General features: G+C 66.7%; 13 protein-coding genes and 2 tRNA genes. 4 read left to right on the plus strand and 11 right to left on the minus strand.

All coding sequences use genetic code 11. From position 1 onward, the window contains the following. Nucleotides 1–55 precede the first annotated feature (55 nt). On the minus strand, nt 56–913 hold the full coding sequence (locus NP511_RS15860; protein ID WP_049966250.1) for a polymer-forming cytoskeletal protein: 858 nt from the start codon (nt 911–913) through the stop codon (nt 56–58). A gap of 138 nt (nt 914–1,051) precedes the next feature. Between NP511_RS15860 and NP511_RS15865 the strand changes: the two genes are divergently transcribed. Continuing rightward, nucleotides 1,052–1,249: a DUF5800 family protein gene (locus NP511_RS15865; RefSeq protein WP_006179753.1), complete on the plus strand. Its 198-nt coding sequence runs from the start codon at nt 1,052–1,054 to the stop codon at nt 1,247–1,249. Between the two features lie 11 nt (nt 1,250–1,260). Here the strand turns inward: NP511_RS15865 and NP511_RS15870 are convergent, their stop codons facing one another. After that, nucleotides 1,261–1,824 carry a DUF420 domain-containing protein gene (locus tag NP511_RS15870; RefSeq protein WP_049966251.1) on the minus strand — a complete coding sequence of 188 codons (564 nt, stop codon included), beginning with the start codon at nt 1,822–1,824 and terminating at the stop codon, nt 1,261–1,263. A gap of 265 nt (nt 1,825–2,089) precedes the next feature. Next, nucleotides 2,090–2,174, minus strand: a tRNA-Leu gene (locus tag NP511_RS15875). A gap of 220 nt (nt 2,175–2,394) precedes the next feature. Here NP511_RS15875 and NP511_RS15880 point away from each other — a divergent pair. Next, entirely contained in the window at nt 2,395–3,123 is a 729-nt protein-coding gene (locus NP511_RS15880) for a TVP38/TMEM64 family protein (RefSeq protein WP_233274353.1), read from the plus strand. A 108-nt stretch (nt 3,124–3,231) separates the two neighbouring features. Here the strand turns inward: NP511_RS15880 and NP511_RS15885 are convergent, their stop codons facing one another. The 3 genes from NP511_RS15885 to NP511_RS15895 form a co-directional block, all read right to left on the minus strand. Further along, nucleotides 3,232–3,405, minus strand: a complete 174-nt coding sequence (locus tag NP511_RS15885) for an HVO_2523 family zinc finger protein (RefSeq protein ID WP_162834898.1) — start codon at nt 3,403–3,405, stop codon at nt 3,232–3,234. 109 nt (nt 3,406–3,514) lie between these two features. After that, nucleotides 3,515–6,619 (minus strand): adenosylcobalamin-dependent ribonucleoside-diphosphate reductase, encoded by a 3,105-nt coding sequence (locus NP511_RS15890; RefSeq protein ID WP_049966253.1) that lies wholly within the window; start codon nt 6,617–6,619, stop codon nt 3,515–3,517. A gap of 94 nt (nt 6,620–6,713) precedes the next feature. Further along, the gene (locus NP511_RS15895; protein WP_136396899.1) at nt 6,714–6,998 is read right to left on the minus strand and encodes a hypothetical protein; all 285 of its coding nucleotides are present in this window, start codon (nt 6,996–6,998) and stop codon (nt 6,714–6,716) included. 60 nt (nt 6,999–7,058) lie between these two features. On the opposite strand from NP511_RS15895, the gene NP511_RS15900 reads away from it, so the two are divergent. Beyond that, nucleotides 7,059–7,250 carry a hypothetical protein gene (locus NP511_RS15900; RefSeq protein WP_006649331.1) on the plus strand — a complete coding sequence of 64 codons (192 nt, stop codon included), beginning with the start codon at nt 7,059–7,061 and terminating at the stop codon, nt 7,248–7,250. A gap of 21 nt (nt 7,251–7,271) precedes the next feature. On the opposite strand, the gene trpG is transcribed toward NP511_RS15900, so the two are convergent. The 4 genes from trpG to trpD are packed head-to-tail and all read right to left on the minus strand — an operon-like array spanning nt 7,272 to nt 11,276. Further along, nucleotides 7,272–7,919, minus strand: coding sequence for an anthranilate synthase component II (trpG, locus tag NP511_RS15905; protein WP_049966255.1), 648 nt, complete (start codon nt 7,917–7,919; stop codon nt 7,272–7,274). Next, entirely contained in the window at nt 7,916–9,598 is a 1,683-nt protein-coding gene (trpE, locus tag NP511_RS15910) for an anthranilate synthase component I (RefSeq protein ID WP_049966256.1), read from the minus strand. The genes trpG and trpE overlap by 4 nt, the downstream gene beginning before the upstream one ends. Before the next feature lie 5 nt (nt 9,599–9,603). Continuing rightward, nucleotides 9,604–10,260: a phosphoribosylanthranilate isomerase gene (locus NP511_RS15915; RefSeq protein WP_006649334.1), complete on the minus strand. Its 657-nt coding sequence runs from the start codon at nt 10,258–10,260 to the stop codon at nt 9,604–9,606. Continuing rightward, the gene (gene trpD / locus NP511_RS15920) at nt 10,257–11,276 is read right to left on the minus strand and encodes an anthranilate phosphoribosyltransferase (RefSeq protein WP_049966257.1); all 1,020 of its coding nucleotides are present in this window, start codon (nt 11,274–11,276) and stop codon (nt 10,257–10,259) included. Before trpD ends, NP511_RS15915 begins: the two co-directional genes overlap by 4 nt. A 184-nt stretch (nt 11,277–11,460) precedes the next feature. Here trpD and NP511_RS15925 point away from each other — a divergent pair. Further along, nucleotides 11,461–11,535: transfer RNA gene (locus tag NP511_RS15925), tRNA-Val, on the plus strand. Between the two features lie 357 nt (nt 11,536–11,892). Here NP511_RS15925 and NP511_RS15930 read toward each other — a convergent pair. Continuing rightward, the gene (locus NP511_RS15930) at nt 11,893–12,939 is read right to left on the minus strand and encodes a hypothetical protein (protein ID WP_233274354.1); all 1,047 of its coding nucleotides are present in this window, start codon (nt 12,937–12,939) and stop codon (nt 11,893–11,895) included. Between the last annotated feature and the right edge of the window lie 10 nt (nt 12,940–12,949).

Genomic DNA, 12,949 nt, shown 5'->3' on the forward strand with positions numbered 1-12,949 from the left:
AGCGTCCGCTCGAGCGGAGACAATCAGTACTGCGAGGAGCGATCGGCCGTCCGCTTCATTCGCGATCGCGCTCGGTCGTCCGCATCGTGATCTCGCCGTCAGCGCGGATCGTCCCGTCGATCTCGGCGTCGGGGCCGAGTTCGAGGTCCGCACAGACGACGTCACCGAGGACCCGCGCGTCGGCGGCGACGTCGACGTCGCCCTCGCGCGTGGTCACGTCGCCGTGGATGCGGGTCCCCTCGCCGACGGTGATGTCGCCGCGCGCACGGAGGCTCCCGAAAATGTTGCAGTCCGTGCCGACGGCGATCCGTTCGGCACGGACGTTGCCGTGGAGTCGGCAGTCGTCGCCGATCGTCGCGGGCGTCGAGACGCGCCAAGCGTCGTCGCCGACGGTCGCGTTCCGGGGGATCACCAGCGGTTCGGCCTCGGAGTCGCCGTCGTCGTCCTCGACGAGTTCGGACACGAGCCGCTGGGCGGTGTCTTCCTCACCGATCAACAGCAAGTGCTTGAGATAGACGAACAGGAAGACGATCGTCGGCATCGGGTTCCGGATGACGATCCAGCCGTTGGCTTCGAACCCCTCGTCGATCTCGACGTCGTCGCCGATGTCGAGATCGCCGGCGACTTTGAGCCTGCCGCCGATGTGAACGCGCTCGCCGACGTAGGCGTCCTCGCCGACCAGGACGTTCTCGGCGACGTCACACCACATGTCGAGTCGGCAGTCGCCGTCGGCCTCGATCGCGCCGCCGAACTCGGCGGACTCGCCGGCCAGCACGTTCCGGCCGCGCACGCCGAACCCGACGGTCGAGCGGGCCCCGACGAGGACGTCCCCGTCGGTAACGAGGTCGCGCTCTTGGGCTTCCGTCCCGTCGGGAACGACGAGTTCGTCGAGCGGGTCCCTGCTGAAGGCCACACTCGGGCCCAAAGGGGGCACCACCTAATAAACCTCGCGCGTCGTCAGTCGTCCGTCGGACGCCCGTCTGCCGGTCCCGGCGCTCGGCCGTCGCGACCAGTCGCCTCGCTTTTACACCCCCGCTGCGTACTCTCGGCCATGACTACGCTCGCATTCGACGACGAGGGCGTCGACGTCGTCTACGAAGGCACCGAGTTCCGTCTCGAGAAGGACCTGATCGAGGAAGCCACCGAGAAGTCCTACTACGACGTGACCGACCACGAGGTGTTACAGATCGTCGCCGAACAGCCGAACCTGCAGGGTGAGCCACGACGCGTCGGTGACATTCTGGACTGAATCCGACCCGGTCAGTAGACCACGTGGAGTAACACGAAGACGACGATCCCCAGCGAGAACGAGACCAGCCACAGCGACGCCGCGACGCGGCCGATCCGGGCGTGGCTCGTCGCCGGGATCTCCGCGACCGGCCGCGAGGCCGCAAGCAGGAGGACGTAGTACAGCAGCGGGATACAGACGATCGCCAGCAGGATGTGAATCGCCAGCAGCGGCAGGTAGACGAACTGCTCGATCGTCGCCGGCCCCGGGAAGTCCGACGGTCCGCCCATCACCGTCAGTCGATAGAGATAGAGCGCGAGAAACGTCGCGAACAGCCCGAACGACGACAGCATCGCGACTCGATGCCGGCCGATCGCACCGCGGCGGATCGCCCGCCAGCCGACCGCGATCGTCCCGATCGCGACCGCACTGATCACGGCGTTGACCGCCGGAATCACATCGATGACCCACTCCGGGGCGGCGGGCACGCTCGAGGCAGGGATCCGGCCGCCGGCGGCCGCGAAGACCACCGCTAGCGACACGACGCTCAACACGCCGGTGAGCAGGCGCACGCGCTCTCGAGGGACGTATTCCATGTGCGATCGTTCGAGCGAAGCGGGAAAGCGGTTACCTTCCGCGACAGCCACGACGGCGTTTGACACCGAACCCGGTATCGAACGCTGTCATCGAGCCGAGTAGAACCGCTCATAGCGCTGTCGCCGCTCTCCTCGAGAACACGTCACATCGGCGCCGTACTGCTGTCGCTCGTCGGTGTAGCGTCGGAAAGGATTATGCGTGGGTGATGTCCACGAAGGGAAATCACCTGCATCGGTTTGGGGTGGAGCTCAGCCACCTGTGCGATGCGTGGGACCGGATTCGAACCGGCGGACCCCTACGGGACAGCGCCCTCAACGCTGCGCCGTTGGCCTGGCTTGGCTACCCACGCTCGCGGTCTCTGTCTGCACTCAATGGTATCCAGTGTGATTATAAAAGCCCTTTCCTTTGGATCGGCGACTGCGGCCGGATCACACGCGGACGACGGTCCCGCGTGACAGGTTTGCGGACTACTCCCCGACCGAGACGCCACGGCCGCGAACACGTGCGGCAGTTCTCGTCGCGCCCCGCGAGACACAAAGGTTTCAACGCTCGAGCGAAATCTCAGATCGATGCAGTCGGGACGAACACGTGCGCTCGCAGGTGCTGTCGTGGCCAGCGGCATGGTCGCAGCGGGTCTGCTCGTCTCGCCGTCGACGGCAATCGGGGCCGTCGACTCGCTCGCCGCCGATCCGCTTTCCTTCGGCCTCGTCGTCGCCGGGCTCTATCTCGTGCGGCCCCTGCTCGCGTGGCCGACCACGCCGCTCGCGGCCGTCGTCGGCTACGGGTACGGTGTCGCCGTCGGCGTTCCGGTCGCACTCGCAGGCGTCGTCGTCACCGTCCTGCCGATCTTTGTCGCCGTCGGCTGGCTCGCTGGCGACGAGTCGACCGAGGATGTCACCACGGCGTCGAACGGGTGGGACGAGGACGGACTCCTCGAGCGCGCCGGCGACGCCGTCGGTCGTTACTACGAGACCGCGGGTCCGCTTCGGGGCGTCGTCGCCTCGCGGCTGGCCCCGATCCCGTCGGACGTGGCGACGTGTGCCGCGGCGGTCAGCGACGTTTCGCTCCGGTGGTTTCTCGTCGGCACGGCGGTCGGCGAACTCCCATGGACGATCGCTGCGGTCGTCGTCGGGGCCTCCGCGGCGACGGCGACGGCGGGCGGGATCGGCGACGCCGGGCTGGCAGTTTCGCTGGCCGGCCTTCTCGCGGCCTGTCTCTTACTCGCCAGGCCCGCCTACCGCACGCTCCGATCGCGAGACCCGCTCCGAACGGGAAACGGCCAGTCGACGGACAACTGAACGAACAGCCCACCGCTGCTCGTCGCTACTCGCTCTCGAGCAGCGACTCGCTCATCGCCGGGAGTTGCGTCTCGAGTCGGGCGTTCGGCTCGAAATAACGAGAACGGCTCAGCGGAAGGGGTCGCTACAGTCGATGATGACCCCGTGTTGGGGGCAGGCGTACTTGCAGTGGCGCTTGTACATCGGGGCTTCGCAGTGGGGACACCGTGGCGCGCCGGTACCGTCGCTCGAGGCCGCCGTCTCCCTACCACCGGCGGAGCCGTCCCCAGCGTCGGCAGTCATACGACGCCGTTCGCGCCGGCCGGTGCTAAGTGTGGTGTTTGCGGTGACGCTCCCGTCCGCTGTCCCGAAAAAACGACCGCGAAAACGGAACCAAACCCTCAGTTAGCGCTCAGCACTCGCTCCAGCCACAGGACTCGCAGGTCTTGCAGCCTTCGGAGAAGTACAGCGACATCGAACCGCAGTCGGGACACTCCGGCGACTCGCCGGCCTCGATGAGGTCCTGGGTCGTGTCGTCGGCGTCCGCGGACGCGGCGGCCGCCCCGCCGTCGGTCTTCGGCCCGTCGTAGACCTCGGCGTCGGCCGACTCCTCAAGGGTCTGCTGTTTCGGATACGGCTTGTCGATCTCACCCTCGAGGTACCGGCGCATCGCGGTGCCGATGGCGTCCGGAATGGACTGAATCTGTTCGCCCTTGTCCCAGGCGACTTTCGGCGACCGGGTCCCACAGAGTTCGTCGACGATCTCCTCGGGGTCGACACCGGAGCGCAGCGAGGTCGAGATGACCTTCGCCAGCGCCTCGGTGAAGGAGTTGGTGAAGCCACCCGAATGGCCGATGTTGGCGAACAGCTCGAACGGCTGACCGGTCTCGGGATCCTCGTTGATCGTCACGTAGATCTTCCCGTAGCCGGTGTCGATGCGCTGGCTGACGCCCTGCAGGGCGTCGGGCCGCTCGCGCTTCTCGGTGAAGTCGACCTGGACGGGCTCGCCGTCCTCGTCGAGGAGTCCGCCGACGTCCGCCTCGAGGACGTCCTGGACTTCCTCGCTCTCGAGGAACGCCGTTAGGCCGCCGAAGATCTCGTCGATCTGCTCGACGAGGGCCTGTGCGGCCTCGGTCTCGTCGGCGAAGTCGGCGTTGTCGGCGCGGGTGGTCAGCACCTGCTTGCTGCGGGTGCCGTCGCGGTAGTAGGTGACGCCCTTGCCGCCGTGTTCGTAGATGTACTCGAACACGTCCTTGGCGTCCTCGAGCGTGGAGTCGTTTGGCGCGTTGACCGTCTTCGAGATCGCGGAGTCGACGCCTTCCTGACAGGCGACCTGGACGCCGGCGTGTTCCTTCGCCGAGAGGTCGCCGGTCGTGACGAACAGTTCGCCGATGGCGTCGGGCACCGTCGAGAGTCCCTCGACCCCGTCGAACTGGTTAGTGGCCATCTGCTCTTTGGCCTCTTCTTTGACCGCGTCGACGTCGATGTCGTTGTCCTCGAGAACGCGGAGGAAGTAATCGTCGAACTCGACCAACATCTCGTCGCCCTGGACGTCGTCGGAGACGTTCTTGTAGTAGGCGACGTTGTAGATCGGCTCACAGCCGCCGGTGGTGTTGCCGACCATCGAGGTCGTGCCGGTCGGTGCGATGGTCGTCGTGTTGTGGTTCCGGATGGCGAAGCCGTCTTCCCAGTCGTCGGCGTCGAGGCCGGTCTGCTTCTCGAACCACTCGCGGTACTCGGTCGGGTTCGCGTACTTGGAGTTGTCCCACTCGTCGAAGCTGCCCCGTTCTTCGGCGAGTTCGTGGGAGGTCCACTTCGAGGTATGGTTAATGTGGCGCATCAGCTGGCGCGCGACCTCGTTGGAGGTTTTGCTGCCGTACTCCATGCCGAGCTGGATGTACAGCTGTGCCAGGCCCATGATGCCCAGGCCGATCTTGCGCATCTCCCGGACCTTCTGCTCGATCTTCTCGACTGGGAAGTCGCTCATCGTGACGACGTTCTCGAGGAACCGCGTGCCCATCTCGATGCGGCGGTCGAACTCCTCGAAGTCGATCGCCTCCTCGAGGAAGGCATCGACGGCCTCGGCTCGCGACTCGTACTCGTCGCCGTGGTCGTCGTACCAGACGCGCCAGTCGGGGGCCTCCAGATCGGCGAGCGTCGAGAGGTTGATGTGCCCGAGGTTACAGGCCTCGTACTCCTCTAAGGGCTGCTCGCCGCAGGGGTTGGTCGCGAGGATGCGGTGGTCGGGGTGTTTCTCGACGTCGAAGGAGTGCTGTTTGTTGATCCGCTCGAGGTAGACGACGCCGGGTTCGCCGTTCTCGTGGGCACCCTCGACGATGTCGTCCCAGAGTTCTTCGGCCGGGATCGACAGCTCTTCGCCGACCTCGACGTGGTCGCCGAGGCCGAACATCCCGTAGAGTTCCTTCGTCTCGGCCGTGGCGATGTGGGGTTCGCCCGTTCGGGGGTTGGTGAACGTGAACTCCTCGCCGTTCTTGACGGCGTCCATGAAGTCGTCGGTGATGCCGACGGAGATGTTGAAGTTCGAGAGGTGACCCTCGACCGCGTTCCGGAGGTGCTTGGGGACTCGTCCGTCGTCGTCGATGAGTTCGCGGGCCTCCTCCAAGGCGTCCTGGAAGGAGGTGTGCGTGTAGTCGTCGGGGTCGTTCAGCCGCAGCGTCTCGGCCAGCGAGACGTCCTTGTTCTTGGCGTGGATGAACTGGATGACGTCCGGGTGGGAGACGCGCATGACGCCCATCTGTGCGCCGCGGCGGGCGCCGCCCTGGGCGATCGTCTCGCACATCTGGTCGTACGTTCGCATGAACGTGATCGGGCCGCTGGCGATGCCGCCGGTCGAGCCGACCGCGTCGCCGTAGGGCCGGAGCCGCCAGAAGGCATAGCCCATCCCGCCGCCGCTCTGGAAGACCTGTGCGGCTTCCTTGGCGGTCTGGTGGATATCGTCGATGTCGTCCTCGGGGGAGTCGACGAAACACGCCGAGAGCTGCTGGAGTTCGTCACCGGCGTTCATCAGGGTCGGCGAGTTCGGCATGAAATCCAGGTTTTCCATCATGCCCTGGAACTCGTCGGCGATGTCCTCGACGTGGTCGCGGATCTCGTCGGGGAGTTCGGGGACGACGGTGTCGTAGGCGAACTTGTTGACGTTGTAGATAGACAGCGTGGCTTCGGCATCGTCCTCGGCGGTGGTGCCCGCGCCGAACACCTCGGCGGCGAGTTCGTCCCGTCGCGGGTGGTCGGGCTTGAGCTGGTCGGGCGTAACCGTAATCTCAGTATCGCGGTTTTCGGCTTCGTAGACGGCCTCGGCCAGCGCGATGTTCTTGCCGACGCGGTCGAAGAGATCCTCCTGGGCCTCGATGAGGTTGCCGTCGGCGTTCTTGCGGAGATAGCGGGCCGGCAGAATGTCGTGATAGGCGTTGTCGGTCAACCGCTCCTCGAGGGTTTCCCCCTCGGTGCGCTTGATCGGGAGCGTCAACTCTTCCGCGGAGAGCTCGGCGTCGCTCATGCGCGCGTCACCTCGTCGCTACCTCGCTGCAGTACGTCGATCGTGGCGTGGGTCCGGGTCCTGACTTGCATCATTCGTGACGAAGGTTCGGTATTCATCCATCCATCATAAAACGTGGTGTTGTAGTCCTACCGTTCTTGTAGTAATACAAATTAGGTTGTATAGATGTCTCTGTCACCTTGTCGTGTTCGGTCAGCAGACGACCGGTGAAACGGCCGCTGCCGTGGTCGCTCGAACCTACGTGGCCGACCGTCTTAACCATTTTCAGACCGGACTGAAAGTGACTGTCTGCGACGTGATCACGGTTCCCTCCGGTGGTTTTCTCTTTCATGACCTCACAGTCCGACGCGCCGAACGATCGCTCGAGCGAGTCAGTCATCGGCGACTGGCAGTCACGACTTCCAGAAAGATTACGTCCCTCCAGTGCGGGGGGTCGTACATGATCGAAGCACTGACTTCGGGACCGACGATCCTCCTGGTCCTGGCGGCGCTTGCCGCATTCGCCGTCGCCGTCGTCGCGATCAAGATCGCAATCAAACTGGCCGTCCGTATCGGCATCGTCGCCGCCGTCGTGCTGGCGGCGCTGTACGCCACCGGCTTCACCGACCTGGGCTTCCTCCCGTTCTTCTGAGACGCCCCCTTTTCGCCGCCCTCACTCCTTCGCGAACGCGAGGAAGTTCTCGATCACGTCGTGCCCGACGGCCGTGAGGACGCTCTCGGGGTGGAACTGCACGCACTCGAGGGGGTATTCCGCATGGCGCACGCCCATAACGAGCGTCTCCGAGCCGTGTTCCGCGGTCGCCGTCACGTCGAGACAGTCCGGCACGTCGGTCGCGACCAGCGAGTGGTACCTGCCCGCACGGAATCCCTGCTCTAAGCCCGCAAAGACGCCCTCACCATCGTGGTCGACCGCGGAGGCCTTGCCGTGGATCGGCTCCGGCGCGCGGCCGACGCTGCCGCCGTACTCGTAGACGGCGGCCTCGAGGCCGAGACAGACCCCCAGGGTCGGTACCTCGGGGCTGATCTCCCGGAGGACGTCCATCGTGACGCCCACGTCGCGGTCGTTCTTCGGATGCCCGGGGCCGGGGCTGATGACGATCGCATCGGGGTCGACCGCGCGGACGTCCGCGAGCGACGCGGTGTTTTTCAGAACTGCGGTCTCGGTGCCGGCCTGCTGGCTGACGTACTCGACGAGGTTGTAGGTGAATGAGTCGTAGTTGTCGACGAACAGCACCGTCAGCGGCTCCGTCTCGCCGTCGCGGCCCGCCGCGTCGCGGTCGTCCGCCGCCGTCGCGCTCATCGGCTCACCTCCGGCGTCGCGTCGGGTTCGCCGTCCGACGGCTGCTCCGCGGCTGGGAGTTCGATCTCTTCGAGGGCCGCGAGGACGCCCCCCATCTTCTGTTCGGTCTCCTCGTACTCGGCGGCGGGGTCGCTGTCGGCGACCAGTCCCGCGCCCGCCTGCACGGTGATTCGATCCTGCTCGTCCTCGGTTTCCACGGTCGCCGTCCGAATCACGATCGCGAAGTCCGCGTCGCCGGACCACGAGTAGTAGCCGACGCCGCCGCCGTAGAGCCCGCGGGGCTCGGACTCGAGGTCGTCGATGATCTCCATCGCGCGGACCTTCGGCGCGCCCGACAGCGTCCCGGCGGGGAACGAGGCCCGCGTCGCGTCGAACGCGTCCGAGTCCGCGGCGAGCCGGCCGGTCACCGTCGACTCGATGTGCTGGACGTGGCTGTACTTGAGGACGTTCATGAACTCGTCGACTCGGACCGAGCCCGGTTCCGAGACGCGGCGCACGTCGTTGCGCGCGAGGTCGACCAGCATCGTGTGTTCGGCGCGTTCCTTGCCGTCGGCCAGCATCTCCCCCGCGAGCCGGCGGTCCTCGACGGGGCTCGAGCCCCGGTCGCAGGTGCCGGCGATGGGGTTCGACATGACCTCGCGACCGCGCACCGAGAGCAAGGTCTCGGGACTGGCCCCGACGACGGTCAGATCGTCGTGGTCGAGCAGATACATGTACGGCGAGGGGTTGACCTCGCGCATCGCCTCGTAGAAGCCGAGCGGATCGATGTCACCGTAGAGTTCCCGCGTGCGGGAGATCACGCCCTGATAGATATCGCCGTCGAGGACGTGTTCCTTGGCCGCACGGACGCTGTCCTCGTAGGCGGCTTTCGGCCCGGCGTTCTCCTCGTCGCGGACGAAGCCGCCGGTCTCGGGCGGTTCGGCCGCACACAGCGTCGCCGCCACCTCGGCGGCTTCCGCGACGAGCGCGTCGTAGACCGCGTCGGGGTCGTCGTCGGCCTCGAGAACGGGCGTACAGACCAGCGAGATCGTCCCGTCGCGCTCGTCGAAGGTCAGGGTCTTCGTCGTCAGGAGGAACTGCGCGTCGGGAAACCGCGAATCGGGCCGCTCGTAGCCGACTTCCTCGAGCCAGAGGTCGTAGACGGCCTCGTAGGCCAGGAAGCCGACCAGCCCGCCCTCGAGATGCTGGCGGTCGTGATCGGGCACGTTCTCGAGGCGAACGTCGGGCATCGCGGCCCGGAGCGCGTCGACGGTGTCGCCCTCGGCATCGGTGTCGATGGTATCGAGCGGTGCCTCGTCGGTCAGGGCCTCCACGGTCGCCTCGCCGGATTCGACCGTCACGACGGCCTCGGGGTCGTAGCCGACGTAGGAGTAGCGCGCGTGGCGCTCGGCGTCGGCGGAACTCGGCCGGAACGCACCGTCGGGATCGCTCGAGGCGGTCTTCCCCGCGCTCTCGAGGAGGAAGGCGTAGGGTGAGCGTTCCCGGTCGCTCGCCTCGGAGCGGCCGGTGAGCGCGGCGTAGGCCGCGAGCGGCGTCGTCTCGCCCTCGAGGGTCGCGACGGTCCGGACGACGGCCGGTCGGTCGTCCCGGTCGGCACTCGAGCCGGCGTATTCACAGAACGCCTCCCGATCGAGATCGAACGAGAACCGGTCGGTGGGGGTGGGTTTGGGATCGGGCATGGGAGTCACGCGTCGGGCTCCGCCCGCTTGCGGGCGGTCTTGGCTCGGTCGACGAACGAGCGAACGGCCTCGTGGTCTTTGACCCCGCCCCGCTCCTCGACGCCGCTGGCGACGTCGACGGCGAAGGGCGCGACGGTCCGGACCGCGTCACCGACGTTCTCGGGGGTGAGCCCTCCGGCGAGGATCAGTGGCGACTCGAGGTCGGCCGTGGCGGTGTGGGTCCGGTCCCAGTCGTGGGTGCGGCCGGTCCCACCGCCGCCCTCGGCGCTGCCCGTGTCGACGAGCAGTCCGTCGACGATCTCGTCGTAGGTCTCGGCGGTCGCGGCGTCGTCGGCATCGACCGCGAGCAGCAGTTCCGCCTCGAGGTTCGCGCGCAGGTACGCGAGGTCGCCGGGTCGGATGTCACTGTGGATCTGGATCGCGTCGGGCTCGATCTCCTCGACCAGTTCGATCGCGTCCGCCGGCCCGTCGGGCATCGTCACGAGGACGCTCGTGACGAACGGCGGGGTCGCCGCCGCCAGCGCCGTCGCCCGCTCGATCGAGACCTCACGGGGCGTGTCGACCGAGACGTCACAGATGATGCCGACCGCGTCCGCGCCCGCGTCGATCGCCGCCTCGAGGTCGGTCTCATCAGTCAGGCCGCAGATCTTGACCCGGGTCATCGGTCCCCGGTCGGCTGGGCCGTGACGCCGCGTAACTGGTCGAGTTTCTCGGCGGCCGCGCCCGACTCGATGGCCTCGCGGGCCGCGTCCGCGCCGGCCTCGAGCGAGTCGGCCTCGCCGGCGACGTAGATCGCCGCGCCCGCGTTCGCGAGGATGACGTCGCGTTTCGCGCCGGTCACGTCGCCCTCGACGATCCCGCGCATGTCCGCGGCGTTTTCCTCGGGCGAGCCGCCCGAAATGTCCGCGATGTCGTGTTCAGTGAGGCCGAGATCGGCCGGCTCGAGGGTGTACTCCTCGACCGACTCGCCGTCGACTTCGGCGGCGACGGTCTCGCCGTGGATCCCGATCTCGTCGGTGCCCGCGCCGTGGACGACCAGCGCGCGCTCGACGTCCATTCGAGCCAAGGCGTCCGCGAGGACCGGAACGAGGTCGGGATCGTAGACGCCGACGACCTGTGCGTCCGCGCCTGCGGGGTTGGTCAGCGGCCCGAGGACGTTGAAGATCGTCCGCATCCCCAGTTCCTTGCGTGGACCGATGACGGCCTTCATCGCCGGGTGGAAGACCGGCGCGAGCATGAACCCGATACCGTCCTCCTCGATGGCTTCTTCGACGGCCGGGGGCTCGGCCTCGACGTCGACGCCGACTTCCTCCAGGACGTCCGCGCTGCCCGACGAGGAGGAGACGGAGTAGTTGCCGTGCTTGGCGACCGGAACCCCGGCCCCGCCGGCGACGATCGCGCTCGTCGTCGAGACGTTGATCGTGTCGTAGTCGTCCCCGCCGGTGCCACAGGTATCGACCAGCGGCGCCCGGTCCGGCGAGATCGTTCGGGCCGCATCACGCATCCCCTCCGCGAAGCCGGCGATCTCGGCTTCGGTCTCGCCTTTCGCTCGCAGCGCAGCCAGCAGCGCGCCGATCTGTGCCTCCGTCGCGTCCTCGAAAACGGCCGTCGAGGCCGCTCGAGCGTCCGCTTGCGTGAGATCCTGCCCGTCCGTGACTCGTTCGACGTAGTCCTGCATAGTGAACACCAATGTACGTAGTTGTCTTGTAATGCCCAAATCAGTACATCGACTTAAGCGTGTCGCCCGGCCGCGTGCGGACGAGTCGCGTACGGCGGTCGATTCGAAACCTTCAATTAGTGTGCCCGGCAACGATTGAGTGCAGCGGACGTGGCGACGCAGGCCACGGACGAAGGTCGAACCAGGGTTGGTGGTCTAGTCTGGTTACGACACCTCCTTGACATGGAGGAGGCCGGCAGTTCAAATCTGCTCCAACCCATTTTTTCGAGCGACAAATCGTGAGGAACTGAGCGACGAGCGCGTCGCTCGAACGATTGTTACGGGCAGATTGAACGAGGCGAGCCGCAGCGCCCGAACGTAGTGAGGGCGACCGTCTCGACGTGGTTCAAATCCGCTCTACCCCACTTCTACGGCTCGAGCGCTGGTTGCGACCGAACTCGAGATCACGTCGAGGTAGTCGTCCGCGATTTCGACTGGCGGGACCCGCCGCTCGAGGCGTCGTTCTCGAGAAGCAGTTGATTTCGAAGAGCCGACCCCTAGACGGGCGATCCCGTCGGAAGTCCGCGTCTTCCGTCGGGCAGAATCGCCATCGAAGGCGTCGCTTTCGTCGCGGTGCTTACTCGCCGTCGTTCCAGGTCGCCGAGTTCCAGGTCGCCGAGGCGGTCACTCGACCGTCGCTGACGTCGACCGAACGCTCGTCCGCGGAGGCGCCGAGCGACTCCTCGAGCGCGCTCGCGTCCGCGTCGCCGAGAACGGCGGCGAACTCGCCGGAACCGCCGCCGTCGCCGTCGAACGACAGCGTGCTGACCCCGCCCTCGAGTCCCTCGAGTTCGGTGTATTCCACGTCCGAGAACATCCCGTCACCGCTAGTACCGCTGTCGCCGCTGGGGTTGGTCTCGAACTCGTCACCGTAGCCCCCGTATGCGACGGTACCATGACCGGCAGCCGAGAGGAACCACTCGACGTCCGCGACCGCTTCGGTCGCCCGTTCGGCGTCGCCCGCGGCGGCCTCGATCGGCGTCTTGACCGCGGCGACGGGATCGGCGATCTCGTTGCCGCTGACGAAGACGATCGCGCCCTCGCCGACGGCGATCGCGTCGGAACTCCCGTCGGCGGGGGTGAAGATGTCGTACTCGTCGATCCCATCAGTTCGCTCGTACTGCCTCGCGAACGCGGACTCGGGTTCGGCGGTGAGGATATCGGCCACTTCGTCGGTGTCGATATCGCCGGGCAGGACGACCGCCTGATTCGTCACGAGCGTCGCGTTGGCGCTCGACTCGAGCGATTCCACGTCCTCGGAGTCGGTCGCCTCGAGGACGCCGGTGAGCCCGTACGAACTGAGACCGAACCCGATGGCGAACCCCGCCGCGATCGTTCCGGCCATCGGCAGTCCCATCATCGGGTCGTTCTGATACTCTTCGCCCAGTTCGTCGTCCTGCGTCTCGTCGTCGCTTTCGGAGTCCTCGAAGTCCGACCAGTCGATGTAGATGAACCCGACCGCGCCCTCGTCGTCGGTGGTGAGCCACTGCGCGTACGTCGGCGGTGAGTCCTCGCCGTCTTCGTTCCCGTTGCCGCTCTCGTCGCCGGAACCGAGACAGCCGGCGGCACCCGCTGCCATCGAAACACCCGTGAGCTTCAACACGTCACGGCGATTTACAGTCATGATCGTATAC

Origin of the sequence: Natrinema thermotolerans (genome assembly GCF_031165565.1) — an archaeon.
Taxonomy (GTDB): domain Archaea; phylum Halobacteriota; class Halobacteria; order Halobacteriales; family Natrialbaceae; genus Natrinema; species Natrinema thermotolerans.

Bases quoted from the DNA above. Each gene is read 5' to 3' on its own strand.
- NP511_RS15865 (WP_006179753.1), top strand. From the start codon at position 1,052: ATGACTACGCTCGCATTCGACGACGAGGGCGTCGACGTCGTCTACGAA.
- NP511_RS15870 (WP_049966251.1), bottom strand. From the start codon at position 1,824: ATGGAATACGTCCCTCGAGAGCGCGTGCGCCTGCTCACCGGCGTGTTG.
- NP511_RS15880 (WP_233274353.1), top strand. From the start codon at position 2,395: ATGCAGTCGGGACGAACACGTGCGCTCGCAGGTGCTGTCGTGGCCAGC.
- NP511_RS15885 (WP_162834898.1), bottom strand. From the start codon at position 3,405: ATGACTGCCGACGCTGGGGACGGCTCCGCCGGTGGTAGGGAGACGGCG.
- NP511_RS15890 (WP_049966253.1), bottom strand. From the start codon at position 6,619: ATGAGCGACGCCGAGCTCTCCGCGGAAGAGTTGACGCTCCCGATCAAG.
- NP511_RS15895 (WP_136396899.1), bottom strand. From the start codon at position 6,998: ATGACTGACTCGCTCGAGCGATCGTTCGGCGCGTCGGACTGTGAGGTC.
- NP511_RS15900 (WP_006649331.1), top strand. From the start codon at position 7,059: ATGATCGAAGCACTGACTTCGGGACCGACGATCCTCCTGGTCCTGGCG.
- trpG (WP_049966255.1), bottom strand. From the start codon at position 7,919: ATGAGCGCGACGGCGGCGGACGACCGCGACGCGGCGGGCCGCGACGGC.
- trpE (WP_049966256.1), bottom strand. From the start codon at position 9,598: ATGCCCGATCCCAAACCCACCCCCACCGACCGGTTCTCGTTCGATCTC.
- NP511_RS15915 (WP_006649334.1), bottom strand. From the start codon at position 10,260: ATGACCCGGGTCAAGATCTGCGGCCTGACTGATGAGACCGACCTCGAG.
- trpD (WP_049966257.1), bottom strand. From the start codon at position 11,276: ATGCAGGACTACGTCGAACGAGTCACGGACGGGCAGGATCTCACGCAA.
- NP511_RS15930 (WP_233274354.1), bottom strand. From the start codon at position 12,939: ATGACTGTAAATCGCCGTGACGTGTTGAAGCTCACGGGTGTTTCGATG.